This is a genomic window from Oxalicibacterium sp. (assembly GCF_035565035.1).
Lineage (GTDB): Bacteria > Pseudomonadota > Gammaproteobacteria > Burkholderiales > Burkholderiaceae_D > Oxalicibacterium.
Map to the genome: position 1 here is coordinate 80,258 of NZ_DATMTD010000105.1, position 23,446 is coordinate 103,703.

Here is a 23,446-nt window from a genome sequence, read left to right on the forward strand (position 1 = left end):
ATGCCGCAACAGAACGTCGCCAGCGTTGATATCGAATTGCGTCTGCTGATGGAGGCAATCTATCTCAAGTACAGCTACGACTTTCGCGACTATGCGCTGACATCGCAGAAACGGCGCGTGCTGCATGCCGTGCGGCAAATGGGATGTCCGACGGTTTCTGCATTGCAGGAAAAAGTGCTGCACGATCCGGCAACGTTCATGCAGCTTCTGCAATACCTGACAATTCCGGTCAGCCAGATGTTTCGCGATCCGACGTATTTCCTTGCGTTGCGCCAGGAGGTCATTCCTTTCCTGAAGACCTATCCGTCGCTGAAAATATGGATCGCCGGCTGCAGTACCGGCGAGGAAGTCTATTCGATGGCGATCATGCTGAAGGAAGAAGGCCTGCTCGACCGCTCGATCATCTATGCCACCGATATCAATCCGGAATCGCTGGACCGCGCACGCAAAGGGGTGTTTGCGCTCGAACACCTGAAGACCTACACCGCCAATTATCAGAAAGCCGGCGGCACGTGTTCGTTTTCGGATTACTACACGGCGGCCTACAACGCCGCACTGTTCGATCGTTCATTGATCGAGAACATCACGTTTGCCGATCACAGTCTGGCGACCGACAGCGTGTTTGCCGAGACACATCTGGTTTGCTGCCGCAATGTGCTGATCTATTTCAACAAGACCTTGCAGGATCGCGCCTTCGGACTGTTTCACGAATCGCTGTGTCATCGCGGGTTTCTGGGGCTGGGCAGCAAGGAGAGTATCGACTTCTCGTCCTACTCGTCCAGCTTCGAACCGCTGGTCAAGAAAGAGCGGATTTTCCGCAAACTTTGATTGACACCTTTCGCCATGAAAACACCCAGCACACGTCATCTTGAAGCGATCGTGATCGGCGGTTCTGCCGGGGGCATCGACGCGCTGCTGGCATTGTTACCGAGATTACCGTCCGGCTACTCCCTGCCGATCGTCATCGTGCTGCATCTGCCGGATGAGCGCGATAGTCGCCTGGCAGAAATTTTCGCCGCCCGTCTGTCACTACCGGTGCGTGAGGCCAGAGACAAGGAGACGATCCAGCCCGGCACCGTTTATTTCGCCGGTGCCGGTTACCACTTGTCGATCGAGGCCGATCGCAGCTTTTCGCTCAGCTGCGAACCACCGCTGCACTTCTCTCGTCCATCGATCGACATCCTGATGGAATCGGCCGCCGATGCCTACGGCCCTGCACTGCTCGGCATCCTGCTGACCGGCGCCAATGACGACGGCGCCGCCGGACTTTGTCACGTACAGGAACGCGGCGGCATGACCGTGGTGCAGGATCCGTCGGAGGCGCACATCGCCACCATGCCGGCAGCCGCGATCGACATCTTTACCCCTGACAAAATTCTGAAACTGCAGGACATACACGCACTGCTTTTGACTCTGGACGACTCTCATGCACACTGAACGCACCAAACTGTTGATCGTCGACGACTTGCAGGACAACCTGCGTGCATTGAACGCGCTGATCCGCAAGGAAGATCGTCTGATCTACGAAGCCACGTCCGGTGAAGAAGCGCTGACATTGATGCTGGAACACGAATTCGCGCTTGCGATCCTCGACGTGCAAATGCCGGACATGGACGGCTTCGAACTCGCGGAACTGATGCGCGGCACTGAAAAAACTCGCCATATTCCGATCGTCTTCGTCAGCGCCGCCGGCAAGGAACTGAATTACGCGTTCAAGGGATATGAAAGCGGTGCCGTCGACTTCCTGTACAAGCCGCTCGATTTTTATGCGGTACAAAGCAAGGTCAGCGTTTTCGTCGATCTGTATCAACAACGGAACGAAACACGCCGCCAGGTCGCTGCGCTGGAAAAAAGCCGGCAGGAACAGGAAGTCCTGATGCAGGAACTGCATGCTGCACAAAAGCAGTTGCAGCATGCCGTCAGGATGCGTGACGAATTCATGTCGATGGTGGCACACGAGTTGCGCACGCCGCTCAATACGCTGTTCCTGGAAACGCAGATGCGCAAGATGCAACTGGAACGCGGCGACATCGCCGTTTTCAACGCCGACCGTCTGGAAAAAATGGTAGCACGCGACGGTCGCCAGATTCAAAGCATGATCCGCCTGATCGACGACATGCTGGATGTGTCGCGCATACGCAGCGGCAGGCTGTCGATTCGTCCGGCGTGGACCGAGCTGTCCAGCCTGCTGGTGCGTATCGTCGGCGACTTGACGGCGCAGGCCGCAGCGTCCGGCACCACGATCGAACTGGTTGCCGATGAAGAAGTAAGCGGCATGTGGGATGAATTCCGCATCGAACAGGTCATCGTCAATCTGCTGACCAATGCCATCCGCTATGGACAGAAAAAGCCGATCGAGGTCAGCCTGGTGACCACCGCCAACAGCGCACGAATTTACGTCAAGGATCAGGGCAACGGTATTTCAGCCGAGGATCAGCAGCGCATCTTCGAGCCGTTCGAGCGCGGCGCCGGCAACCACGTTTCCGCAGGTCTCGGTCTGGGGCTGTATATTTCGCGACAACTGGTCGAGGCGCACAACGGCACGATCAGCGTGCAAAGCAATCCGGGCAAGGGCACGGTCTTTACCGTCGCGCTACCGTTATCGCAAGACCATCATCTGGCGCCGGAGGCATGAGCCGCTCCGCGCAGCAAGCAGCAATGGAATGACTGAGAGAACATCGTGGCAATGAACGAGATTTACGCCGAGGTCGAACCGGCACGTGGCGACATCGACGCCCTGAAAGACGCCACTGTCATCGAATTCGGCGCCCCCTGGTGTCCCCATTGCCAGAACGCACAGCCGCTGATCGCCTCCGCTTTCAGCAAGCATCCTCAACTGCGCCACATCAAGATCGAAGACGGTCCCGGACGCCGACTCGGCCGCTCGTTCAGGATCAAGCTGTGGCCGACGCTGATTTTCATGAAAGACGGCGTCGAAATCGACCGGCTGGTTCGACCGCAGGAAAGCACCGCCATTGCGCAGGCGATGACGGCACTCGATGGCTTAAGCTGATGGGTGTACGCCGATAGGATTAGAATCGAACCTGTATCGATTTGATGCCTATGCGATCCCACTCTCGTCTGTTCTTACAGACATGCTTTTCAGACAACCATCTCGCCATGACCGCTCCATCCGCTCCTTCGTCGTCGCCGCTCGGCAAACCCTCTGTTTACAGCGCGCAATACGACCCGTCGCTGCTGTTTTCGATCCCGCGCCAATACAAGCGCGACGAACTCGGCCTCAACGGCACGCTGCCGTTTTTCGGCATGGATATCTGGAACGCCTATGAACTGTCGTGGCTGAACATGCGCGGCAAGCCGCAAGTGGCGATCGCACGCTTCATGGTGCCGGCCGATTCACCCTGCATCATCGAATCCAAATCGCTGAAGCTGTATCTGAATTCGTTCAACCAGACCAAGCTCGGCGGTACCGAAGCGCTGCTTGAATTGCTGCAAATCGATCTGTCGACCGGCTTCGGAGCACCTGTACAAATTACCCTGACAGCACCGGATACGTTCGCCACAGTGAACATGAGTGAACTGAACGGCCTGTCGCTGGATCGCCTTGACATCGAAGTCGAAGAATATCTGCCGGACGCCAATCTGCTGACTGCCAATCACGACGAAGCGCCGATCGAGGAACAACTGGTATCGCATCTGCTCAAATCGAACTGTCTGGTAACCGGCCAACCCGACTGGGCCAGCGTGCAGATTCATTATGTCGGCGCGCCGATCGACCACGAAGGTCTGCTGCGCTACATCATCGGATTCCGCGAACATCACGAGTTCCACGAGCAATGCGTGGAGCGCATCTTTATCGACATCCTGCGCCAGTGCAAACCGCAAAAACTGGCCGTCTATGCGCGTTACACGCGGCGCGGCGGCCTCGACATCAATCCGTGGCGCAGCAACTTCAGCACCGGCAAGCCGCCATCGAATGCGCGCAGTGCACGACAATAACCGAAAGTGCGCAGTCGAAATGTCGTCTGAAATTGCCATTCCGACCACGGATACCAAAAGTGAAACAGATTGATATTTCGGTGTAAAACTTTTTAACAAAACGCATCCATTGCACAACATTCCCCGGCAACAAATTGTCAGCAGGGTTCGTTTCGGACCCACCCGGAAAAAATAGGCCTATAATCCGTCGCAGAGTCCTTTCTTGTGCATTGCATCAATGAACCATCTCAGTCAGATTCTTCCCCCTGCCAATGTCGTGCTCGATCTCGACGTCTCCAGCAAAAAGCGTACGTTCGAACAGGTCGGCCTGATTTTCGAAAACAACTGTGGCATTGCCCGCTCCGATGTTTCGGACAATCTGTTCGCACGCGAACGTCTTGGTTCGACCGGCCTCGGTCACGGTGTCGCCGTTCCCCACGGCCGCATCAAGGGATTGAAGGCGCCGCTGGCCGCTTTTGTACGTCTGGCACAACCGATTCCGTTTGAATCGCCGGATGGTCAGCCGGTCAACCTGCTGATCTTTTTGCTGATTCCGGATCACGTGACGCAACAACATCTGGAAATCCTGTCCGAACTGGCAGAAATGTTTTCCGATGAAGCATTCCGCACGATGCTGGCAACCACCGCCGATCCGGCTGCCGTTCACGCGCGCCTGATTACCTGGCAGCCGAGCCTGCAAAGCGCGAACTGATTTCCGGCACCGCTTCGGTGCCCACCAACTCCCCCACCATGCCATTACCGACTCCGCTCTCGATCCAGCAACTGTATGACGACAATCGCGAACCGCTGCAGCTTGGATGGTTTGCGGGATTTCCCGGTGGGGAACGACAAATCTCCGGCGACGCCACTTCGGCCGCCGATCAGGTCGGTCACCTGAATCTGATTCACCCCGGCCGCATCCAGGTGTTCGGCCATCAGGAAACCGAATATTACGAACGTCTGTCAGCCGGTGCGCGTGCCTATCACACGGCTGAACTGATCTCCGGTCAGCCGCCAGCCGTGATCATCGCGCAAGGTCTGGAAACGCCGCCCGGCATCATGGCGATCTGCGACGCCAAGAACATTCCGCTGTTTTCGACACCGTTACCGGCTGCGCAGGTCATCGATTACCTGCGTGTCTATCTGTCGAAAAAACTGGCGCAACGCATCACGATGCACGGCGTCTTCATGGACGTGCTGGGTGTCGGCGTATTGATCACCGGCGAGTCCGGCCTCGGCAAAAGCGAACTCGGTCTTGAATTGATCTCACGCAGTCACGGTCTGGTGGCAGACGATGCCGTCGAATTCGCACGCATCGCACCGAACATGATCGAAGGTCGCTGCCCGCCGCTGTTGCAGAACCTGCTGGAAGTGCGGGGCCTCGGTCTGCTCGACATCCGCACCATCTTCGGCGAAACCGCCGTGCGGCGCAAAATGCGCCTGAAACTGATCGCGCATCTGGTGCGCCGCAGCTCGATGGAAGACAACTACGAACGCCTGCCACTGCCATCGCAATCCGAGGAAATCCTCGGCCTGGCAATCCGCAAGGTCGTGATCCCGGTCGAAGCCGGACGAAATCTCGCGGTGCTGCTGGAAGCAGCGGTACGCAACACGATCCTGCAACTGCGCGGCATCGACACTTTGCGCGACTTCATGATTCGCCAGCAAAAGGCGATGGAAAGCGACGAGTAGTGCCAGTCGCGTCGATGCCCGAACGCCTTGTTGCGCTTGCGGTATCATGAACGTCATGCGCATCATTCTCCTCACAGGCATCTCCGGCTCCGGCAAATCCGTCGGGCTGAAAGCACTCGAAGATGCCGGTTACTTCTGCGTCGATAATCTTCCGCCCCCACTGTTGCGCGCGCTGGTCACTGCGCGCCTGGAAGAAAACGGCGAGACGCTGGCCGTTTCGATGGATGCGCGCAGTGCCAGCTCATTGATCGGCTTGCCGGACGATCTGGCCTGGCTGCGCAGCCAGGGTCACGATGTGAAGGTCCTGTTCCTCACGGCAAAAACCGATTCACTGATCGCCCGTTTTTCCGAAACACGCCGCAGCCATCCACTATCGCATCGCAGCTTCGTCAGCGACAACGCCACCGAACGTCGCACGCTGACCGAATGCATACGCGAAGAACGCGAAATGCTGGCCGGCATCGAGGAAATCAGCCACGTCATCGACACCTCCGGCATGCGCGCCAACAAGTTGCGCGCATGGATCAAGGGACTGGCCGATACCGATCGTTCGCCGCTGACGTTGCTGTTCGAATCGTTCGCCTTCAAGTTCGGCGTGCCGCTCGATGCGGATCTGGTCTTCGACGTCCGTACCTTGCCGAATCCGCATTACGACGAAGCGTTGCGACCGTTGACCGGACGCGATGCGCCGGTGCAGGAATTTCTCGCGGCGCAAGCAGATGCGGTTGAACTGCTGGCGGACATTCGCGGGTTCGTGCGCAAATGGCTGCCCGCGTTCAAGAACGACAATCGCGGCTATCTGACCGTCGCCATCGGCTGCACCGGCGGCCAGCATCGCTCGGTCTATTTCGTCGAACAACTGGCCGAGTATTTCCGCTCGACCGAACACGTGCTGCTGCGCCATCGCGAACTTGACTGACACCGCCAACCTTCATCGGTAACTGCCGCCATGGCGTGCCACGTCGCCCTGCAATCTACCCATCATCTGATTTCCCATGCCCGACGATTCGCACTGGATTCCACTGTTCCCGCTCAACGCCGTCCTGTTCCCAGATGGCATTCTTCCGCTGAAAATCTTCGAAACCCGCTACATGGATATGGTGCGCGACTGCATGAAGCGCGAGGCACCGTTCGGCGTCGTATTGATCAAGTCAGGCAAGGAAGTCGGCGCAGCAGCGGAACCGGAATCTGTGGGCTGTCTGGCGCACATCACCCATTGGGACGCGCAACAACTTGGCTTATTGATGCTGCGTACGCAAGGCGGCCAGCGTTTTCGCATTCTGGAAACGCGCACGTTCAAGGATCAGCATCTGGAAGGACGCATCGAACTGATTGCACCCGACACGACCAGCGTACTGACGAAGCAGCACGAACCATGCGCTGCCACGTTGAGTCTGGTCATTCACGATATCGCGGCAAAGGGGCATGCGGAACAGGGCGATGAGTTTGACAATCCGTTTCCGGAAACGCTGCAACTGAACGACGCCGGCTGGGTCGCCAACCGATGGAGCGAGATCCTGCCGATTCCGTTGAAGGCGCGGCAGAAACTGCTGGAATTGAACGATGCGCACAATCGGCTGGAAATCATTCACCAGTACCTGCTCCAGCATCACATCATCTGAAGCGCCACTACTCCGCGACAACAACCGCAACAGTTATTGCGACAGCAAATCAGGTTCGCGGAAAATCGCCAGCAGCAGTTTTTTGACCGGTGCCGGCAATGGTGCTTCGGCCATTGCACGCACCGGATACCACGCATGATTGTGCTGAGCCGCGATCTGCAGACGACGTGACAGATCGATTCGATAGGGCGTCACATGCAGTTTGAAATGTGTGAACACGTGTGAAAACGCGGGCAGCCTTGCCGTCGATGCCGTCGTGCCGAATGGCGCAACAACGCGCTCGAAATCGATGACGTCATTGTCCGTCGGCGCGACTTCAGGCAGCGACAGCAAACCGCCCCAGATTCCGCTGTCGGGGCGCTGCTCCAGCAATACCTGATCGCCATTGACAATCACCAGCATCGTCGCGTGTTTTTCCGGCACCTTCTTCTTCGGTTTGCGCACCGGTAGCTCCGCCGTGCGTCCGCTGGCAAATGCAACGCAGCGATGCGCGAGCGGACAGCGATTGCAGGCCGGACGATTGCGCGTGCACAAGGTTGCACCCAGATCCATCAAGCCTTGCGTATAGCTTTCCACACCGGTCTCCGGCAGCAATGCAACGGCACGCAACCACATGTCGTTTTCCACCGCCTTTTCTCCGGGAAAACGATCGATACCGAATACACGTGCGAATACGCGCTTGACGTTACCGTCGAGAATGGCAGCGCGCGTGCCGTATGAAAATGCAGAAATGGCCGCTGCCGTGGAGCGCCCGATTCCGGGCAGCTGCTCCAGCAAGTCCGGATCGGCGGGAAACACGCCGCCATGTTGCGCCACCACGGCTTGCGCACATTTGTGCAGATTGCGCGCACGCGAGTAATAACCAAGACCGCTCCAGTGCGCCATTACCTGCTCGGATGATGCGGCGGCCAGCGATTGAATGGTAGGAAAACTTTCCAGAAAGCGCGCGTAGTACGGAATGACGGCAGCGACCTGCGTCTGTTGCAGCATGATTTCGGACAACCAGACACGATAGGCATCACGCGTGTTTTGCCACGGCAAGGCATGACGTCCGTGCTGCTTCTGCCAGTCAATCACATCGCGCGAAAAACCAGTATCAGCAGCGAACTCGTCTGCAGATGCAGCAGCTTTTTTCGATTTGCGCGAAGAAACTCCGGCAGGCGATTCGCTTACGACGTCCTCAATCTTTTCCGCAACGACACGTTTCATCTATGCAGCGGCCCTCAACGCACCGAGTTGCGCGGCAATCGCCGCCTTCAATTCATTTTCCAGACGTGTCAGCATGGCGCGCTGCGTGTCCAGTTCCAGTTGCATCTGTTCGAAAGACAGCAGCTTTTCTTCCAGACTGTCGGTGGCAAGATGAATCTTTTCGATCGATTTCTTGCGACGTTTCAACTGCAACTTGTGTTCGCCAATCTGCGCCTCCAGGGGCGCCATTACAACCTTCAGCCACGCTTCGACATCGCGATTTGCCTGCAGCAGACACTGACGCACGCGCGAAGCGATCGAATCGAAGAACTTCTGCATCAGCACAACCTGCGGCGTCGTCATGACGGTCGTTGCACCGAACTGCTTGTGATAAAGCTGTTCGATCATCGCGACTTCCTTCATGTACTTTTCCAGCGAGAACGGCATCGGCGTCGCCAGCGCAAGGCCGTGTTCGGTCGAGAATTTGCGATACATGACCGACATCATTTCGCCGATCTCGTCGGTCTTCTGCGCCGACAGTTGCAGGCTTTCCAGGGTCTGTCTGAAGAATTCGCGCACGGCCTGACGCAAGCCCGCGGTGAACTTGCTCTTCTCCATCGCATCGCGCGTGGTGCGCACGTTTTCCTTCAGCACGCCCATGCCGAGATTGGTGAACACTTCCGTCGACAGACGTGCGAAGACCGAACGCGTGGCCTGCAGCTTGAACAGGCTGCCGTCGAATTCGCGCTTTTCCATGTCGATGCGCTTCATCATGTGTTCGAGGATGTTCTGGTTCTTGCCGCGCAGGCTTTTCAATTCGACCAGTTGCTCGACGACATTGCGCGAACGCGACGACAGCAGCGCGTGACTGGTCGCTGCCAGCTCGCTGATTTCCGACAGCAGTTGCGAACGAATGATTTCCTGCTTGGATGGAATCAGGCGGCTCGACAAGGCGTTTTCCAGCACGGGCACACGACTTTTCTCCAGCAACGGCGCATCGCCATTGATCTTGCCGACCAATCCCTTTTGCGCGGAAACCGGGAAAATCTGGCGTTCCGACAAATCCAGCATCTGCGCCACGCTGGCGACCTGCATCGCGATCTGGCGTTCGACTTCGTCTTCCGAACGCAGTTCGTCCCACATGCTGTCGATCTTGTTCAGCACGACCAGACGGCCGTTGCCTGCACCTGCGCCGCCGATGTGATTGCACCAGATGTCGATGTCGCTCTTCGTCACGCCGGTATCGGCTGCGAGAATGAACAGCACGGCGTGCGCATTCGGAATCAGGTTCAGTGTCAGTTCCGGTTCGGTACCGATCGCGTTCAAGCCCGGCGTATCGACAATCACCAATCCCTGCTTCAGCAAAGGATGCGGGAAGTTGACGATCGCATGACGCCATTGCGAAATCTCGACCGTGCCATCCGCATCCACCGCCATTGCCATGTCGGGATCGGTTTCGTCGTACAGGCCGTAGCGCACGGCATCTTCCACCGGCACGCGCTTGGTCAGACCGACCTGCTTGAACGCTTCCAGCATGCCGTCGCTGCTCGTGATGTCGAGCGGCAGCACTGTCCAGACCTGATTTTGCGTCTTGTAGTCGCTGGTCGACTGCGAATCGGCGCGCGTCTCGATCGGCAGCAGGCGGATCGATGGCGGAAAGGTTTCGTCGTACAGCAATTCGGTCGGGCACATCGTCGTGCGACCGGCTGAAGTCGGCAGGATGCGCTGACCGTAATCGGCGAAGAAGATGGCGTTGATCAGTTCGGATTTGCCGCGCGAAAATTCGGCGACGAAGGCAATCGACAGTTTGTCTTCATTCAGGCGCGTCAGTGCATGGGCAATGCGTTGTTCGCTGGCGGCATCGGACAGGTCGAGCTCCTGCACGCAATCGCGATAACGTTTCAGCGCATTCCGGACGTTATCGCGCCAGCCGCTGTATTCCTGAAATTTCTGCACCAGATTGCTCACATGCACCTCGCTGTTTTTGTTGCTGTTTTTTGCTGCCGTTTTTTATCGTTGTCTGCATCATCTCTGCAGCAGTTACCGGACACTAGCACCGGCCGTCATTTTTGACAATTTGGACAGTAGAAAGTCGAACGCTGCCCCTGCACGATCTGCTTGATCGGTGTATTGCAAATCCGGCAAGGTTCGCCGGTTCGCGCATACGCAAAATAACTTTGCTGGAAGTATCCGGACTGGCCATTGACCGACATGAAATCCTTCAGCGTGCTGCCGCCCTGCTCGATCGCCGCGGCGAGAATCTCGCGGATTGCCTGCGCCAGCCGTTCGTAACGCGCCAGACTGATGCGATGCGCCGGCGTCTTCGGATTGATGCGCGCCTGGAACAGGCTTTCGGACGCATAGATATTGCCGACGCCGACCACGATGTCTCCGGCCAGCAACACCTGCTTGATCGCCGCCGTGCGACCGCGCGTCTGCTGATGCAGCCATTTCGCGGTGAACTTGTCTTCCAATGGTTCGACACCCAGCGTACGCAACAACAAATGATTTTCGATATCGCCTTCTTCCGCTGCATGCCACAGCACAGCACCGAATCGGCGCGGATCACTGAGACGCAGCACCTGCGATCCGACATGCATATCGAAATGGTCGTGCTTTTTCGGCGGTACGTCCTGCGGCAGGATGCGAATGTGACCCGACATGCCAAGATGAATGATCAAGGTGCCGTGGTCGAAATGAATCAGCAGATATTTGCCGCGCCGCCCAGTGCTGCGCACCGTTCGTCCGGCCAGTGTCTGCGACAGCTCCAGCGGAAACGGCCAGCGCAAACCGGTATGGCGAAACTCCACTCCGCCGACGATCTGCCCTTCCAGATGTGGCGCAACACCGCGACGTGTGACTTCGACTTCAGGTAATTCAGGCATGGAAACCGGTTCTGATAGCGATTAAAACAGGAAGAAATACAGGTGCTCGATACGTCGGCTGCTACGCGCAATCACCAAAACAAGATGGCTCGCACGTATCAATACGCGCCACAAATGCATCGATACGCACTGCATGTCGGTTCAGCGTAGAATTGAATCCCTGCCCGATTTGCCTGGACTTCTTCAATTGAAAAATGCCCTCGTCATTGTAACGCTGTCCGCCTTTTTTTCCGTATCGACCGCACAGGCCCGTATCGTCTCGCCGCTGAATCTGGCGCAACAGGACGCAGCGCCGGCTGCGATTGCCGATAACGCGGACAAGAGCGACGCAGACAAGAAGAAAGACCCTTCCCTGCCCGACGTCGAACTGACCGAAGACCTGATGTACAAGCTGCTGCGCGCCGAATTTGCCTATCAGCGCGGCGACTGGCAGCTCGCCTTCGTGACGATGATGACGAGCGCACAACAGACACGCGATCCGCGTCTGGCACATCGCGCCGCCGAAATCGCATTGAGCGTCAAGAAAGCGAACGAAGCACTGGCTGCCGTCAAACTGTGGCGCGAACTGGCACCGAATTCCGACGAAGCCGATCAGTTCTACCTCGGACTGAGCGTACTCGGAGACGATCTGGCCGCGGCAAAACCGCTGCTGGTCGAACGCCTGCAGGAAGTTCGTCCGCAGCAACGCGGCCTGATGATTCTGCAGATCCAGCGCCTGCTATCCAGTTCGAAAGACAAGCAAGGCGCCTTCTCGCTGCTGGAAGAACTGGTCAAGCCCTATCCCGATCTGGTTGAAAGCCATATTGCGCTCGCGCACAGCGCCTACGCCAACAAGGAACTGACGATCGCGCGCCTCGAAGCGCAGCAGGCGCTGAAGCTCAAACCCGACCTGGAAATCGCCGCCCTGATGGTCGCGCAAACCATGACGGAACGCGCCGACACACTGGAATTCCTTGCGTCCTATCTGAAAGATCATCCGAAAGCACGCGATATCCGTATTGCGTACGCCAAAGTGCTGATCGACGACAAACAGTACGATCAGGCGCGCAAACAGTTCGGCATCCTGCTGGAAGAAAAGCCGAACGACCTTACCATCCTGTATGCGATGGGCATCCTCGGTGCGCAACTCAACGATCGCGCGATGGCCGAAAAATATCTGACCGCCTATCTGGCCGAACTGGACAAAAACCCGGATGAAACCCGCGATCCCGTACAGGCGCAACTGATCCTTGCGCAGATCGCCGAAGACCGCAAGGATTATCAGGCCGCATTGAAATGGCTGGCGCAAATCGATCCGGGTCCTGCCTATCTTGAAGCCCAGATTCACAGCGCACAGATCATGGCTGCCAGCGGCGATCTCGACGGCGCACGCAATCTGCTCGCGCATCTGACGCCGGAAGGCCAGCGCGAACAAGTCCAGGTCATCGCTGCCGACGCACAACTGCTGAGCCGCGCCGATCGCATGCCGGAAGCGTTGAACGTGATGGCCGCCGGTGAAAAACGCTTTCCGGAAGATACCGGCCTGCTGTACGACTACGCGATGCTGGCGGAAAAAGCCGATCGCCTTGACCTGATGGAGAACCTGCTGCGCAAGGTGATCAAGCTCGCACCGCAGAACCAGCATGCGTACAACGCGCTCGGTTATTCGCTGGCCGACCGCAATGTCCGTCTGCAGGAAGCGTACACACTGATCGAAAAAGCGCTGCAGCTCGCGCCGGAAGATCCATTCATCATGGACAGCATGGGCTGGGTGGAATTCCGCCTCGGCCGACTGCAGGAAGCGGAGGATTATCTTCGTCGTGCCTATGCATTGCGTCCCGATGTCGAAATCGGCGTGCATCTGGGCGAAGTATTGTGGGTCAAGGGCGACAAGGACAGCGCTCAGCAATTCTGGCGCGATGCGAGCCGCAAGGATCCGCAGAACGATGTGTTGAAAAGCACGCTGACTCGCCTGCGCGTGGATCTGTAAGCCTGAAGCAACTCTGTCATTCAGCAAAAGACATGGCAGCACCGGTTGTCATGTCGCTGGTGCAGCTGTGATGCAGGAATATTGCGTCACAGCGACATCCTCTGATTGCGCATCCATACATTTGCCACTTAACGATTCCCGAAAATGGCTATTTCATTTCTTTCCCGTTTTTCCATAGCTGAATACAAAACTGCGGCGTTGCTGTCAGTGTTGCTGTTATCCGGTTGCGCCTCACTGGAACCGCAATCCGGAAACGCATCCGTCGAATCAACGCAAGCTGCAGCCCACCGTCATTACCATGAAGCCATCGATCTGGATGGCCGCCTGTCCGTCCAATACCAGCGCAACAACGCGGACGAATCGCTGCATGGCAGCTTTACCTGGCGCCAGACTGCGCAGCACAACGCGATCACCCTGTTGTCACCTCTTGGCCAGACCATCGCCACTATCGCCGTTGAACCCGGCAATGCCACGCTGACGCAATCCGGCAAAACGTCACGCACTGCGGCTGACGTCGATGAACTGGCCGCGCAATCGCTGGGCTGGCCGTTACCGGTTTCCGGATTGCGCAACTGGCTGCAGGGATTTGCCATCGACGCCAACGGCAAGGCATTCCATGCGACACCCGACGAGAATGCGGTCACCACCGGCGATGGCTGGCAAATCCGTTACGTCACGTGGGATGAAAACGACCCCGCGCACATTCATCCGAAACGCATCGATCTCGAACGTGAAACCGAACAGGCCGGCAAGGTTGCCATTCGCATCGTGATCGACAACTGGCAGACACGTTGATTAACTGATTGCACCAACATGATCCGCACTCTGAACGATTGTCCGGCACCGGCAAAACTGAATCTGTTCCTGCATGTGACCGGCCGTCGTGCCGATGGTTATCACTTGCTGCAAACGGTTTTCCAGTTGCTCGATCATGGCGACACGCTGCATTTTTCTACACGCGACGATGGCGAAATCCATCGCACGACTGAACTTGTCGGCGTACCGGCAGAAAACGATCTGGTCGTGCGCGCCGCACGTCTGCTGCAACAAGCGATGCCACAACATCCTGCGCGCCGGAACGGCGCCGACATTGCCATCGAAAAACGCCTGCCGATGGGCGGCGGTCTCGGCGGCGGCTCATCCGATGCCGCTACCACGCTGATCGCGCTCAATCACTTGTGGCAGGCCGGCCTGTCGCGGCAGGAATTGATGACGCTAGGCTTGCAACTGGGCGCCGATGTGCCGTTTTTCATTTTCGGCAGCAACGCCTTTGCCGAAGGTATCGGCGAGTCGCTGGTTCCGGTCCAGACACCGGATTGCTGGTACGTCGTCATCGAACCGGGCGTGGGTGTACCGACACAACAGATATTTTCTTCAACGGAATTGACACGGGATACGAAACCCGTCAAAATATCGGACTTTTCTGGAACGCCTTTCGGCTTCGGAAAAAACGACCTGCAAGTCGTGGCTGCAAGCTTGTTCCCCGCAGTTGCCGAGGCCATCGAATGGCTGCGACAATACGGTGATGCAAGAATGACAGGCTCCGGCGCTTGTGTGTTCTGCCCTTTCGAGCAAGAACGGCAAGCCGATGCAGTACTGGCAACGGTACCGCGTCACTGGAAAGCCTGGAAAGCTAGGTCGCTGGCGCAACATCCGCTGGCACACTTGCTGCAGTCGTAACCCGGGAAGTACAGCAGAATTCGTTTGACGAGCATCCGCCGCTGCAAAGCGAAGAGATCGGCAAACACAAGGTTGTGTAGGGGAATCGCCAAGTTGGTTAAGGCACTGGATTTTGATTCCAGCATTCCAAGGTTCGAATCCTTGTTCCCCTGCCATTCAACAAGTAGCACCAAGAGTACGAAGCACAAAAGCAAGCCGCCAACACAAGACTTTTTCATGGTCATGTTTTGGCGGCTTCAACCTTTTCACGACACAGCCCACTGCAAGCAGGAATTCCCATGGCACTCGAGAACCTGATGGTTTTTACCGGTAACGCAAACCCGGATCTGGCTTTGGGGGTTGCCGAACACCTCGGCATTCCACTCGGCAAGGCAGTCGTCTCCAAGTTTTCGGACGGCGAAATCGTTGTCGAAATCAACGAGAACGTGCGCGGCAAGGATGTGTTCGTCCTGCAATCGACCTGCGCGCCGACCAACGACAACCTGATGGAAATCATGTTGATGGTCGACGCCCTGAAACGCGCCTCGGCCGGTCGCATCACCGCAGCGATTCCCTACTACGGTTATGCACGTCAGGATCGTCGTCCGCGCTCGGCGCGTGTTGCGATTTCGGCAAAGGTCGTCGCCAACATGCTGCAGGAAGCCGGCGTCGAACGCGTCCTGATCATGGATCTGCATGCAGATCAGATCCAGGGCTTCTTCGATATTCCGGTCGATAACATTTATGCATCGCCGATTCTGTTGAGCGATCTGGTTGCAAAGAATCACGACGACCTGCTGGTCGTTTCGCCGGACGTCGGCGGCGTGGTACGTGCCCGTGCACTGGCAAAACGCCTGAATTGCGATCTGGCCATCATCGACAAGCGTCGCCCGAAGGCGAACGTGTCGGAAGTGATGAACATCATCGGTGAAGTCGAAGGCCGCAACTGCGTGATCATGGATGACATGGTCGACACCGCCGGCACGCTGACGAAGGCTGCAGAAGTATTGAAGGAACGCGGCGCGAAGAAGGTTATCGCCTACTGTACGCACCCTGTGCTGTCCGGCCCGGCGATCGAACGCATCACGACCTCGCCGCTGGATGAACTGGTTGTCACCGACACGATTCCGCTGACCGAGGCAGCGCGTGCCTGCCCGAAGATTCGCGTATTGACCTGCGCACCGCTGCTGGCCGAAACCTTCAAGCGCATTACCAAGGGCGACTCCGTCATGTCGCTGTTTGCAGACTAAGAACGTTGTAGCCCGCCTCTTCGGAAGCGGGCATGAATGACCGGCTTGCCGGACATTCGCACCGGATGCGGCAGTTGTCGCATCCTTCCGAAATCCCCTGGTCGCGGGGGATTTAAACCGCAGGATGATTTTCATCCTGCAATTATTGGAGCTCTATCATGAAAGTAGTTGCATTCGCACGCAAAGAGCTGGGGACCGGAGCGAGCCGCCGCCAGCGCATTGCAGGCCTGACCCCAGGAATCGTGTACGGCGGTACCGCTGCACCGATGAACATTTCGCTCGACCACAATGCGCTGTACCACGCATTGAAAAAAGAAGCGTTCCACTCGTCGATCCTCGACCTCGAAGTGGATGGCAAGGCAGAAAAAGTTCTGCTGCGCGATTTCCAGGTCCACGCTTACAAACAACTCGTGTTGCACGCAGATTTCCAGCGCGTCGATGCTACCCAGAAGATTCACGTCAAGGTGCCTCTGCACTTCGTCAACGCTGAAACCTCGCCGGCAGTCAAACTGTCGGGCGGTATCATCAGCCACGTGACGTCCGAACTGGACATCAGCTGCCTGCCAGCCGACCTGCCTGAGTTCGTCGAAGTCGACCTGGGCAAGCTGGAAGTCGGTCACTCGATTCACCTGGCTGACATCAAGCTGCCGAAAGGCGTCTCCGCTGTTCAGCATGGTGGCGAAGAAAACCCGACGATCGCTACCGCAGCAATCCCTGCAGGCAAAGTGGAAGCCGCTGACGAAGCCGCTGCCGCTGCACCGGAAGGCGACGCAGAGAAGAAGTAATTCTTCTGCCGCTTCGATAAAAACCCGTCCTTGCGACGGGTTTTTTATTTATCCCGCTACACATATCGCAGCGTCATCCCCGATAATCAGGCTTTTCCGCTTTTCAACACATCATGTCCATCCGCCTCATCGTCGGCCTCGGCAATCCCGGGAGCGAATACGAACAAACCCGCCACAACGCCGGTTTCTGGCTGATCGACAATCTGGCGAACAGCCTGCCGCGCTGTCATCTGGTGCGCGAAACCAAATACAACGCGCTCGCGGCAAAGACCGCCATCGCCGGGCAGGAAGTCTGGTTGCTGGAACCGCAGACCTTCATGAACCGTTCCGGCCAGTCTGTCGGCGCGCTGGCGCGTTTCTTCAAGATCAATCCGGATGAAATCCTCGTCGCGCACGACGAACTCGACCTGCCGCCTGGCGTCGCGAAACTGAAAAAAGGCGGTTCGTCCGGCGGACACAACGGCTTGAAAGACCTCACCGCCGCGCTCGGCACACAGGATTACTGGCGTCTGCGTATCGGCATCGGCCATCCGCGTACACTGAATCTGAACCAACCGGTCGTCGACTTCGTGCTGCATCGCCCGCGCAAGGAAGAGCAACCATTGATCGACGACGCCATTGAAAAAAGCCTGAAGATCATTCCGTTGCTGTGCGAAGGTGAATTCAACAAGGCCGCGACGCAATTACATACGGTCGCCAAATAAGCAGGCTGTCCGCCGCGATTATTTGCAACGTCGATATCGATCTTCACTTTCTTTATTACGCAGCATGCATCGCTGGCATCGTCAATTCGACACACAGAAACCGGCCATTGCACGGTCCAGCATCGCGACGCGGGCGCTGTCCAGATTCAGAGTGTGATCGATCGCATAGTTTTCAACTGCCTTCGCTACCTGCGCACTGCAATCGCCAGCCGTACGTAACGGCGCTGCAGTCGCAAGTTGTTGAATAAATTGCGATTGCAACAAATCCAGACGTGGACGAATATCTCGCGCCAGATCAATCGGCTGATGCGCAGGTGCCGCGCCCGTTCTGTGCCAAGCAGCCAACTGTGCGTACTGCACTTCCTTGTTTGCCTCGATCTGCGCGCGGAAAAATGCCGCCACCCAATTGCCGTCGAGCTGGGCAGCCGCACCGGCTTCCGTTGCCTTGGTGATCACCACCGCTTCACGCGGCAGATCTTCGACGCTTCGCTTGCTGTCCCATTTTGCCAGGGCGACCTGCTCGCCGATCTTCAACCGTTCCGCCGAAGTGGCGACCAAGGCATCGACGGAACCGGCAACCGGGGCCGCATGGGAAAACGCGGATGCGCCAAGCGCAAGCGCAGCAAATGAAAGACGCAATATCGAATCAAGAGAAGGCATGATGAATATCCTGTTAACAAAAACCGCGTGATGTGCAGTCGGGTCGATTGGACAGGATTACCGACCAGCAGTTCGCAAGGCTGCAGTCCTTCCACCCGCCCCAGCCGATACCTGTCGCGATGCTGCTGAATAGAGGCACGGCGGCGCTATAATAGCGGATGGTCCGCGCCACGCAGTCCCACCCTGCGGCGCTGCGTGCTCCAGTTCGGCATCCGGTGTTCGTGTCCACCATTTTCACATCGTGAGTCCCGACCTGAAGCAACGCTAACAACTAATACAGAAGGAATTTGATGAGTCTCAAATGCGGTATCGTCGGCCTGCCTAACGTCGGCAAATCCACCCTCTTCAATGCGCTGACGAAAGCCGGCATCGCGGCAGAAAATTATCCGTTCTGCACGATCGAACCGAACGTCGGCATGGTTGAAGTGCCTGACCCGCGCCTGCAATCGCTGGCAGAAATCGTCAAGCCGGAACGCATCCTGCCCGCCACGGTGGAATTCGTCGATATCGCCGGCCTCGTCGCTGGCGCATCGAAGGGTGAGGGTCTCGGCAACCAGTTCCTCGCGCATATCCGTGAAACCGACGCCATCGTCAATGTCGTGCGCTGCTTTGAAGACGACAATGTGATCCACGTCGCCGGTCGCGTCGATCCGATTGCCGACATCGAAGTGATCCAGACCGAACTCGCACTGGCCGACATGGGCACGGTCGAAAAAGCGATTCACCGCGAAAACAAGAAAGCCCGTTCCGGCGACAAGGATGCCGCGAAGCTGGTCGCGCTGCTGGAACGCATCATGCCGCAACTGGACGAAGCCAAGCCGGTACGCGCGATGGGCCTCGACAAGGAAGAGCAGGAACTGATCAAGCCGCTGTGCCTGATCACCGCCAAGCCTGCGATGTACGTCGGCAACGTGTCGGACACCGGCTTCACCAACAATCCGCTGCTGGACAAGCTGACCGAATACGCCGCTGCACAGAACGCGCCGGTTGTCGCCATCTGCGCCGCCATCGAATCCGAAATCTCCGATCTGGAAGACGCCGACAAGAAGGAATTTCTCGCCGACATGGGCATGGAAGAACCGGGCCTCGACCGCCTGATTCGCGCCGGCTTCAAGCTGCTGGGCCTGCAAAGCTACTTCACCGCAGGCGTCAAGGAAGTACGTGCGTGGACTATTCATGTGGGAGATACCGCGCCGCAGGCGGCAGGCGTGATTCACACCGATTTCGAACGCGGCTTCATCCGTGCGCAGACGATTTCGTATGACGATTACATCACGTACAAAGGCGAGAACGGCGCGAAGGAAGCAGGCAAGATGCGCGCCGAAGGCAAGGAATATGTCGTCAAGGATGGCGACGTGCTGAACTTCCTGTTCAACGTGTAATCACTTTGAACGCAATAAAAGCCCGGCGTGTACCGGGCTTTTTTCATGTTGATACCAATCGCGAAGTGCGTCAGTTCCAGTCGTCTCCAGCATTACCATTGTCATCCCACGACGTATCGTCATTGAGACCGAAGTCGTTGCCACCCATATCGTAATCCGGCTCGGGGGCTGGCGCTATTCTGCTCCAGTCGCCGGCCGTGGCAGACGTTCCCGCCACCCCGGAAGATAGCGCCGGCTGCCCGTTACCATCCAATACGCGATGCATCAACGCTTCCCCAGCCACTACGCCGGCACCGACTGCGGCGCCCGTCGCGAGGCTTCCCAAAATACCTGAACCGATCCCACTGGAAGGAGGCATCGCTCCGCTACCGTACGCGGATGTGCCTGTCGAATATCCGGAATAACCGCCACCGAAAGACGGCGTCGTCGACGTCGGTTGCATCGCCGGACGAGTGCGTCGATTGATGAAATAGGCAAACAGTGCGACACCCAGCAGAACGAGAATGATGATGTTCCAGGAGAATCCGCCTGGCGTTGTATTCGATGCGGTAACTGATGGCATGAATGATGCGCTGCCGACATGCGATTGGCGCGCAGTCAGCAGCGACTTCAATTCCTGCACGGCAGCAGGTTTGGCGAATGGCAGGCCCGGCTCGAGGCGCTCGGCTGATGCCAGTTCATTTTTCGCGCTGCTGAGATTCCCTTGTCGCGCCAGCAATTCAGCGTCGACGAAATGTGCCTTTCCGCTATTAGGATGATCGCGCAGGACCATCTCCATCATCTGCTGCGCCTGCGCCAGATGTCCGGCGCTTGCCTGCTGGTATACCTGCTGGATAGTGGGATCCGCAGCCTGCGCCAGTCCGATGCCGCCAACAAGAGCAGCGGCCATTGCGAGGCCAAGAAAGAAATGACGCGACATGAAAAACCTTCCGAAGTGACAGACACGAGACAGCTTAGGCGCGATTCACGACAAATCAAGGAAGTGAAACAACTTGTTACCGCAGGTAAATGAACCGATGCATCTGTAAAATGCGATATTCATCCGACGCCGTTGATTGACCTTGTCAACGACCCTACTGTATTTCTTTGCCCACTATTGCCATGTCCGTCGTCTCCGAGCTTTGCCTGTATCCGATCAAGTCCTGCGCGGGAATTTCACTGCGCGAAGCCGTGTTGACGCCGGCAGGACTGATGAGCCAGCAGATTTACGACCGCGAATGGATGGTCGTCGATGCGGATGGCGAAGCGCTGACGCAACGCGAGTTCCCGAAAATGGCTTTGATCGTGCCGCGCATCAAGGGCGACATGCTGGAAATCCATGCACCCGGCATGTTGCGACTGGAAATTCCGCTCGGTCTGCCGCACCCGGATGACGAACGTCTGCGGCGTGTGCGTGTGTGGGACGATGAAGTCGATGCCTATGATTGCGACGAAATGATCGCGACATGGTTTTCCAAGGCGATCGGTACCGATTGCCGTCTCGTGCGTTTTCATCCGGATGCAAAACGTCTGGCCAACGTAACATGGACCGGCGGCGTCGAAGTGCCAACGTTTTTTTCCGACGGTTTTCCGATGCTGGTGATCGGTACCGGATCGTTGCAGGACCTGAATGAAAAACTTGCAGCGCAAGGGCGCGCAGCCCTGCCGATGAACCGTTTCCGTCCCAACATTGTGTTTTCAGATGTGCCGCCTTTCGAAGAGGAATTTGCCGAGTTGTATCGTATCGGAGAGGCCGTGCTGAAACCGGTCAAACCATGCCCGCGCTGCCCGATTCCCTCCATCGATCAGGCAACCGGTGAATTCGGCCCTGATCCACTCGATATTCTGCAAACCTACCGCGTCAATCCGCGGGTCGGTGATCACGTCACCTTCGGCATCAACACGATTCTGCGTGAAGGTGAAGGCCAGATCGTGCGGGTCGGCCAGACGGTCGACATGGAGCTGGCTTTCTAGTCCGCTACTGTTTGTCATCTCCCGTCATATGGCGACAAGTAACACCCGGTTGACATTTGTTGACGTCATTCCGCGGTGTACGTACAACAAACCTTCATGACAACGTGTACTATTCGGCACTTATATTGCCTGCCGACAAGCATCACGGTAGTATCAGCACCGATCCGCGCCGATATTTCGCGCCCTTGCAGTCCACCCGCCTCCATGACCAACAAGCTGGTTTCAGAAAATTCGCAGTTACGCAGTCAATTGCAGTTACTGCTGGAACAGGCGCACCGCAATCAGCAGATCATGCAGCGCTATCAGGAACTCGACCTGAAGTTCATCGGCGCCAATACGTTTCAGGAATTGATCGACAGCGTGTTCGACACACTGACCGAGGCGTCGGAACTCGATGTCGTCACACTCACATTGATCGATACCGATGCCGAGATCCGTCGCATCCTGACCGATCTGCGCATCGATGTCAGCGATTATCCGAACCTGATTTTTGTCGAACAACAGAACGGCATCGACGATCCGACCCATCCGTCACGCAAAGCCTTGCTCGGTCCGTACAACACACTGCCGCACCGTCGTCTTTTTCCCGAGTCGGTACTGAAACCGGCAAGCGTCGCAATCCTGCCGTTGATCCGTCGCAATCATCTGATTGGCTGGCTCAGTCTTGGCAGTTTGGATGCCCAACGTTTTACTGCCAGCATGGCCAGCGACATCCTGCAGCATCGCGCCTCGATCGTCGCGATCTGTATCGAAAACGTCATCAACAACGAACGCTTGCAACATATCGGCCTGACCGATCCGCTGACCGGCGTCAACAACCGGCGCTATGTGGAACGGCGTCTGCTGGAAGAAGTCGGTCGTACACGGCGTCACGGTCATGCGCTCTCGACGATGTACATCGACCTCGATCACTTCAAGAAGGTCAACGACAGTTACGGACATCAGGGTGGCGACGAAGTGCTGTGCGAAGTCGCTGCACGCATCAAGGCGGAGCTGCGACTGAGCGATGCGCTCGGTCGTTTCGGCGGCGAGGAATTCGTCGTTCTACTGATCGATGCGCCGCACGATGCGGCTATTGCGGTAGCCGAACGCATACGTGCAAGTGTCTGCAACACACCCTTGTTTCTCAGCACCGGTGAAGAACTGCACGCGACTGTATCGATCGGCGTTTCGACACTGGAAAAAATCGAACGCAAGGATGACGTTGCCACAGTTGCACAGCAGGTTTTGGGGAAGGCCGACGAAGCGCTGTACCGGGCAAAGAAAGATGGAAGGAACCGCGTGATCAGCGCGATCTGACCGATATCCACCAAAGAACAAAGGGACCTCGCGGTCCCTTTGTTCTTTTACGAAGCGGCTTTGGCTTCAGTCTGCAGACGTTCGTACTTGGCCTGCAATTCGTCGTTTGTCTCGCGCCAGGCAGGATTGAATGGAATGCATTCGACCGGGCAGACTTGCTGACATTGCGGTTCGCTGAAATGACCGACGCATTCGGTGCATTTATGCGGATCGATTTCGTAGATTTCCTGCCCCATGTAAATTGCATCGTTCGGGCATTCGGGCTCGCAGACGTCGCAATTGATGCATTCGTCGGTGATCATCAGCGCCATGATGTTCCTCCGACATTCCGACGAATGCACCAAGCGCCTTCAGGCGATTGGTGCGATGACCGGCGCGACGTTGCACGTCGCGAATTCCCGGCCAACGTGTCGGTGATCATCAGCGCCATGTTGCTGCACTCCATTTCGGACATCGATG

Annotated in this window: 24 protein-coding genes and 1 tRNA gene; 19 read left to right on the plus strand and 6 right to left on the minus strand. The window is 57.1% G+C overall.

Annotated features, from left to right (window positions below; all coding sequences use genetic code 11):
- The 9 genes from VN114_RS10730 (at position 1) to VN114_RS10770 (ending at position 7,253) form a co-directional block, all read left to right on the plus strand.
- Positions 1–828, plus strand: coding sequence for a CheR family methyltransferase (locus VN114_RS10730; RefSeq protein ID WP_325514699.1), 828 nt, complete (start codon positions 1–3; stop codon positions 826–828).
- Between the two features lie 15 nt (positions 829–843).
- On the plus strand, positions 844–1,437 hold the full coding sequence (locus VN114_RS10735) for a chemotaxis protein CheB (RefSeq protein WP_325514701.1): 594 nt from the start codon (positions 844–846) through the stop codon (positions 1,435–1,437).
- Positions 1,427–2,635 carry a hybrid sensor histidine kinase/response regulator gene (locus tag VN114_RS10740; protein ID WP_325514703.1) on the plus strand — a complete coding sequence of 403 codons (1,209 nt, stop codon included), beginning with the start codon at positions 1,427–1,429 and terminating at the stop codon, positions 2,633–2,635. The genes VN114_RS10735 and VN114_RS10740 overlap by 11 nt, the downstream gene beginning before the upstream one ends.
- A 51-nt stretch (positions 2,636–2,686) precedes the next feature.
- The gene (locus tag VN114_RS10745) at positions 2,687–3,013 is read left to right on the plus strand and encodes a thioredoxin family protein (protein WP_325514834.1); all 327 of its coding nucleotides are present in this window, start codon (positions 2,687–2,689) and stop codon (positions 3,011–3,013) included.
- 107 nt (positions 3,014–3,120) lie between these two features.
- The gene (queF, locus tag VN114_RS10750; RefSeq protein WP_325514705.1) at positions 3,121–3,960 is read left to right on the plus strand and encodes an NADPH-dependent 7-cyano-7-deazaguanine reductase QueF; all 840 of its coding nucleotides are present in this window, start codon (positions 3,121–3,123) and stop codon (positions 3,958–3,960) included.
- A gap of 217 nt (positions 3,961–4,177) precedes the next feature.
- On the plus strand, positions 4,178–4,651 hold the full coding sequence (locus tag VN114_RS10755; RefSeq protein WP_325514706.1) for a PTS sugar transporter subunit IIA: 474 nt from the start codon (positions 4,178–4,180) through the stop codon (positions 4,649–4,651).
- Positions 4,652–4,689: 38 nt separating this feature from the next.
- A complete protein-coding gene (hprK, locus tag VN114_RS10760; protein ID WP_325514708.1) occupies positions 4,690–5,631 on the plus strand; it encodes an HPr(Ser) kinase/phosphatase in 942 nt (313 codons plus the stop codon).
- Between the two features lie 55 nt (positions 5,632–5,686).
- Positions 5,687–6,550 (plus strand): RNase adapter RapZ, encoded by an 864-nt coding sequence (rapZ, locus tag VN114_RS10765; RefSeq protein ID WP_325514710.1) that lies wholly within the window; start codon positions 5,687–5,689, stop codon positions 6,548–6,550.
- Positions 6,551–6,626: 76 nt separating this feature from the next.
- Positions 6,627–7,253, plus strand: a complete 627-nt coding sequence (locus VN114_RS10770; RefSeq protein WP_325514712.1) for an LON peptidase substrate-binding domain-containing protein — start codon at positions 6,627–6,629, stop codon at positions 7,251–7,253.
- A gap of 33 nt (positions 7,254–7,286) precedes the next feature.
- Here VN114_RS10770 and mutY read toward each other — a convergent pair whose 3' ends face one another.
- From mutY to mutM, 3 genes are all read right to left on the minus strand, one after another.
- A complete protein-coding gene (gene mutY, locus VN114_RS10775) occupies positions 7,287–8,462 on the minus strand; it encodes an A/G-specific adenine glycosylase (protein WP_325514714.1) in 1,176 nt (391 codons plus the stop codon).
- Positions 8,463–10,409 carry a dynamin family protein gene (locus VN114_RS10780; protein ID WP_325514716.1) on the minus strand — a complete coding sequence of 649 codons (1,947 nt, stop codon included), beginning with the start codon at positions 10,407–10,409 and terminating at the stop codon, positions 8,463–8,465. It lies immediately after the preceding gene.
- Positions 10,410–10,504: 95 nt separating this feature from the next.
- Positions 10,505–11,326 (minus strand): bifunctional DNA-formamidopyrimidine glycosylase/DNA-(apurinic or apyrimidinic site) lyase, encoded by an 822-nt coding sequence (gene mutM / locus VN114_RS10785; protein WP_325514718.1) that lies wholly within the window; start codon positions 11,324–11,326, stop codon positions 10,505–10,507.
- A 187-nt stretch (positions 11,327–11,513) separates the two neighbouring features.
- Between mutM and VN114_RS10790 the strand changes: the two genes are divergently transcribed.
- The 7 genes from VN114_RS10790 to pth all read left to right on the plus strand — a co-directional run bounded on the left by VN114_RS10790 (position 11,514) and on the right by pth (position 17,693).
- Positions 11,514–13,295, plus strand: coding sequence for a tetratricopeptide repeat protein (locus VN114_RS10790; protein WP_325514720.1), 1,782 nt, complete (start codon positions 11,514–11,516; stop codon positions 13,293–13,295).
- Positions 13,296–13,439: 144 nt separating this feature from the next.
- Positions 13,440–14,090, plus strand: a complete 651-nt coding sequence (gene lolB / locus VN114_RS10795) for a lipoprotein insertase outer membrane protein LolB (protein ID WP_325514722.1) — start codon at positions 13,440–13,442, stop codon at positions 14,088–14,090.
- An 18-nt stretch (positions 14,091–14,108) separates the two neighbouring features.
- Positions 14,109–14,975, plus strand: coding sequence for a 4-(cytidine 5'-diphospho)-2-C-methyl-D-erythritol kinase (gene ispE, locus VN114_RS10800; protein ID WP_325514724.1), 867 nt, complete (start codon positions 14,109–14,111; stop codon positions 14,973–14,975).
- Between the two features lie 78 nt (positions 14,976–15,053).
- A tRNA-Gln gene (locus VN114_RS10805) sits at positions 15,054–15,130 on the plus strand.
- 123 nt (positions 15,131–15,253) lie between these two features.
- Positions 15,254–16,204, plus strand: a complete 951-nt coding sequence (locus tag VN114_RS10810) for a ribose-phosphate pyrophosphokinase (protein WP_325514726.1) — start codon at positions 15,254–15,256, stop codon at positions 16,202–16,204.
- Positions 16,205–16,362: 158 nt separating this feature from the next.
- The gene (locus tag VN114_RS10815; RefSeq protein ID WP_325514728.1) at positions 16,363–16,989 is read left to right on the plus strand and encodes a 50S ribosomal protein L25/general stress protein Ctc; all 627 of its coding nucleotides are present in this window, start codon (positions 16,363–16,365) and stop codon (positions 16,987–16,989) included.
- Positions 16,990–17,102: 113 nt separating this feature from the next.
- The gene (pth, locus tag VN114_RS10820) at positions 17,103–17,693 is read left to right on the plus strand and encodes an aminoacyl-tRNA hydrolase (RefSeq protein ID WP_325514730.1); all 591 of its coding nucleotides are present in this window, start codon (positions 17,103–17,105) and stop codon (positions 17,691–17,693) included.
- An 81-nt stretch (positions 17,694–17,774) separates the two neighbouring features.
- Here pth and VN114_RS10825 read toward each other — a convergent pair whose 3' ends face one another.
- Positions 17,775–18,353: a chorismate mutase gene (locus tag VN114_RS10825; RefSeq protein WP_325514732.1), complete on the minus strand. Its 579-nt coding sequence runs from the start codon at positions 18,351–18,353 to the stop codon at positions 17,775–17,777.
- 290 nt (positions 18,354–18,643) lie between these two features.
- Between VN114_RS10825 and ychF the strand changes: the two genes are divergently transcribed.
- Positions 18,644–19,735: a redox-regulated ATPase YchF gene (gene ychF / locus VN114_RS10830; RefSeq protein WP_325514734.1), complete on the plus strand. Its 1,092-nt coding sequence runs from the start codon at positions 18,644–18,646 to the stop codon at positions 19,733–19,735.
- A gap of 70 nt (positions 19,736–19,805) precedes the next feature.
- Here ychF and VN114_RS10835 read toward each other — a convergent pair whose 3' ends face one another.
- Positions 19,806–20,654 (minus strand): tetratricopeptide repeat protein, encoded by an 849-nt coding sequence (locus VN114_RS10835; protein ID WP_325514736.1) that lies wholly within the window; start codon positions 20,652–20,654, stop codon positions 19,806–19,808.
- Positions 20,655–20,836: 182 nt separating this feature from the next.
- Between VN114_RS10835 and VN114_RS10840 the strand changes: the two genes are divergently transcribed.
- Both VN114_RS10840 and VN114_RS10845 read left to right on the plus strand, forming a co-directional pair.
- The gene (locus tag VN114_RS10840; protein WP_325514738.1) at positions 20,837–21,688 is read left to right on the plus strand and encodes an MOSC domain-containing protein; all 852 of its coding nucleotides are present in this window, start codon (positions 20,837–20,839) and stop codon (positions 21,686–21,688) included.
- A gap of 204 nt (positions 21,689–21,892) precedes the next feature.
- Positions 21,893–22,987: a sensor domain-containing diguanylate cyclase gene (locus VN114_RS10845; protein WP_325514740.1), complete on the plus strand. Its 1,095-nt coding sequence runs from the start codon at positions 21,893–21,895 to the stop codon at positions 22,985–22,987.
- A gap of 47 nt (positions 22,988–23,034) precedes the next feature.
- Here VN114_RS10845 and VN114_RS10850 read toward each other — a convergent pair whose 3' ends face one another.
- A complete protein-coding gene (locus tag VN114_RS10850; protein WP_325514742.1) occupies positions 23,035–23,298 on the minus strand; it encodes a YfhL family 4Fe-4S dicluster ferredoxin in 264 nt (87 codons plus the stop codon).
- Positions 23,299–23,446: the final 148 nt, after the last annotated feature.

Bases quoted from the DNA above. Each gene is read 5' to 3' on its own strand.
- VN114_RS10730 (WP_325514699.1), top strand. From the start codon at position 1: ATGCCGCAACAGAACGTCGCCAGCGTTGATATCGAATTGCGTCTGCTG.
- VN114_RS10735 (WP_325514701.1), top strand. From the start codon at position 844: ATGAAAACACCCAGCACACGTCATCTTGAAGCGATCGTGATCGGCGGT.
- VN114_RS10740 (WP_325514703.1), top strand. From the start codon at position 1,427: ATGCACACTGAACGCACCAAACTGTTGATCGTCGACGACTTGCAGGAC.
- VN114_RS10745 (WP_325514834.1), top strand. From the start codon at position 2,687: ATGAACGAGATTTACGCCGAGGTCGAACCGGCACGTGGCGACATCGAC.
- queF (WP_325514705.1), top strand. From the start codon at position 3,121: ATGACCGCTCCATCCGCTCCTTCGTCGTCGCCGCTCGGCAAACCCTCT.
- VN114_RS10755 (WP_325514706.1), top strand. From the start codon at position 4,178: ATGAACCATCTCAGTCAGATTCTTCCCCCTGCCAATGTCGTGCTCGAT.
- hprK (WP_325514708.1), top strand. From the start codon at position 4,690: ATGCCATTACCGACTCCGCTCTCGATCCAGCAACTGTATGACGACAAT.
- rapZ (WP_325514710.1), top strand. From the start codon at position 5,687: ATGCGCATCATTCTCCTCACAGGCATCTCCGGCTCCGGCAAATCCGTC.
- VN114_RS10770 (WP_325514712.1), top strand. From the start codon at position 6,627: ATGCCCGACGATTCGCACTGGATTCCACTGTTCCCGCTCAACGCCGTC.
- mutY (WP_325514714.1), bottom strand. From the start codon at position 8,462: ATGAAACGTGTCGTTGCGGAAAAGATTGAGGACGTCGTAAGCGAATCG.
- mutM (WP_325514718.1), bottom strand. From the start codon at position 11,326: ATGCCTGAATTACCTGAAGTCGAAGTCACACGTCGCGGTGTTGCGCCA.
- lolB (WP_325514722.1), top strand. From the start codon at position 13,440: ATGGCTATTTCATTTCTTTCCCGTTTTTCCATAGCTGAATACAAAACT.
- ispE (WP_325514724.1), top strand. From the start codon at position 14,109: ATGATCCGCACTCTGAACGATTGTCCGGCACCGGCAAAACTGAATCTG.
- VN114_RS10810 (WP_325514726.1), top strand. From the start codon at position 15,254: ATGGCACTCGAGAACCTGATGGTTTTTACCGGTAACGCAAACCCGGAT.
- VN114_RS10815 (WP_325514728.1), top strand. From the start codon at position 16,363: ATGAAAGTAGTTGCATTCGCACGCAAAGAGCTGGGGACCGGAGCGAGC.
- pth (WP_325514730.1), top strand. From the start codon at position 17,103: ATGTCCATCCGCCTCATCGTCGGCCTCGGCAATCCCGGGAGCGAATAC.
- VN114_RS10825 (WP_325514732.1), bottom strand. From the start codon at position 18,353: ATGCCTTCTCTTGATTCGATATTGCGTCTTTCATTTGCTGCGCTTGCG.
- ychF (WP_325514734.1), top strand. From the start codon at position 18,644: ATGAGTCTCAAATGCGGTATCGTCGGCCTGCCTAACGTCGGCAAATCC.
- VN114_RS10835 (WP_325514736.1), bottom strand. From the start codon at position 20,654: ATGTCGCGTCATTTCTTTCTTGGCCTCGCAATGGCCGCTGCTCTTGTT.
- VN114_RS10840 (WP_325514738.1), top strand. From the start codon at position 20,837: ATGTCCGTCGTCTCCGAGCTTTGCCTGTATCCGATCAAGTCCTGCGCG.
- VN114_RS10845 (WP_325514740.1), top strand. From the start codon at position 21,893: ATGACCAACAAGCTGGTTTCAGAAAATTCGCAGTTACGCAGTCAATTG.
- VN114_RS10850 (WP_325514742.1), bottom strand. From the start codon at position 23,298: ATGGCGCTGATGATCACCGACGAATGCATCAATTGCGACGTCTGCGAG.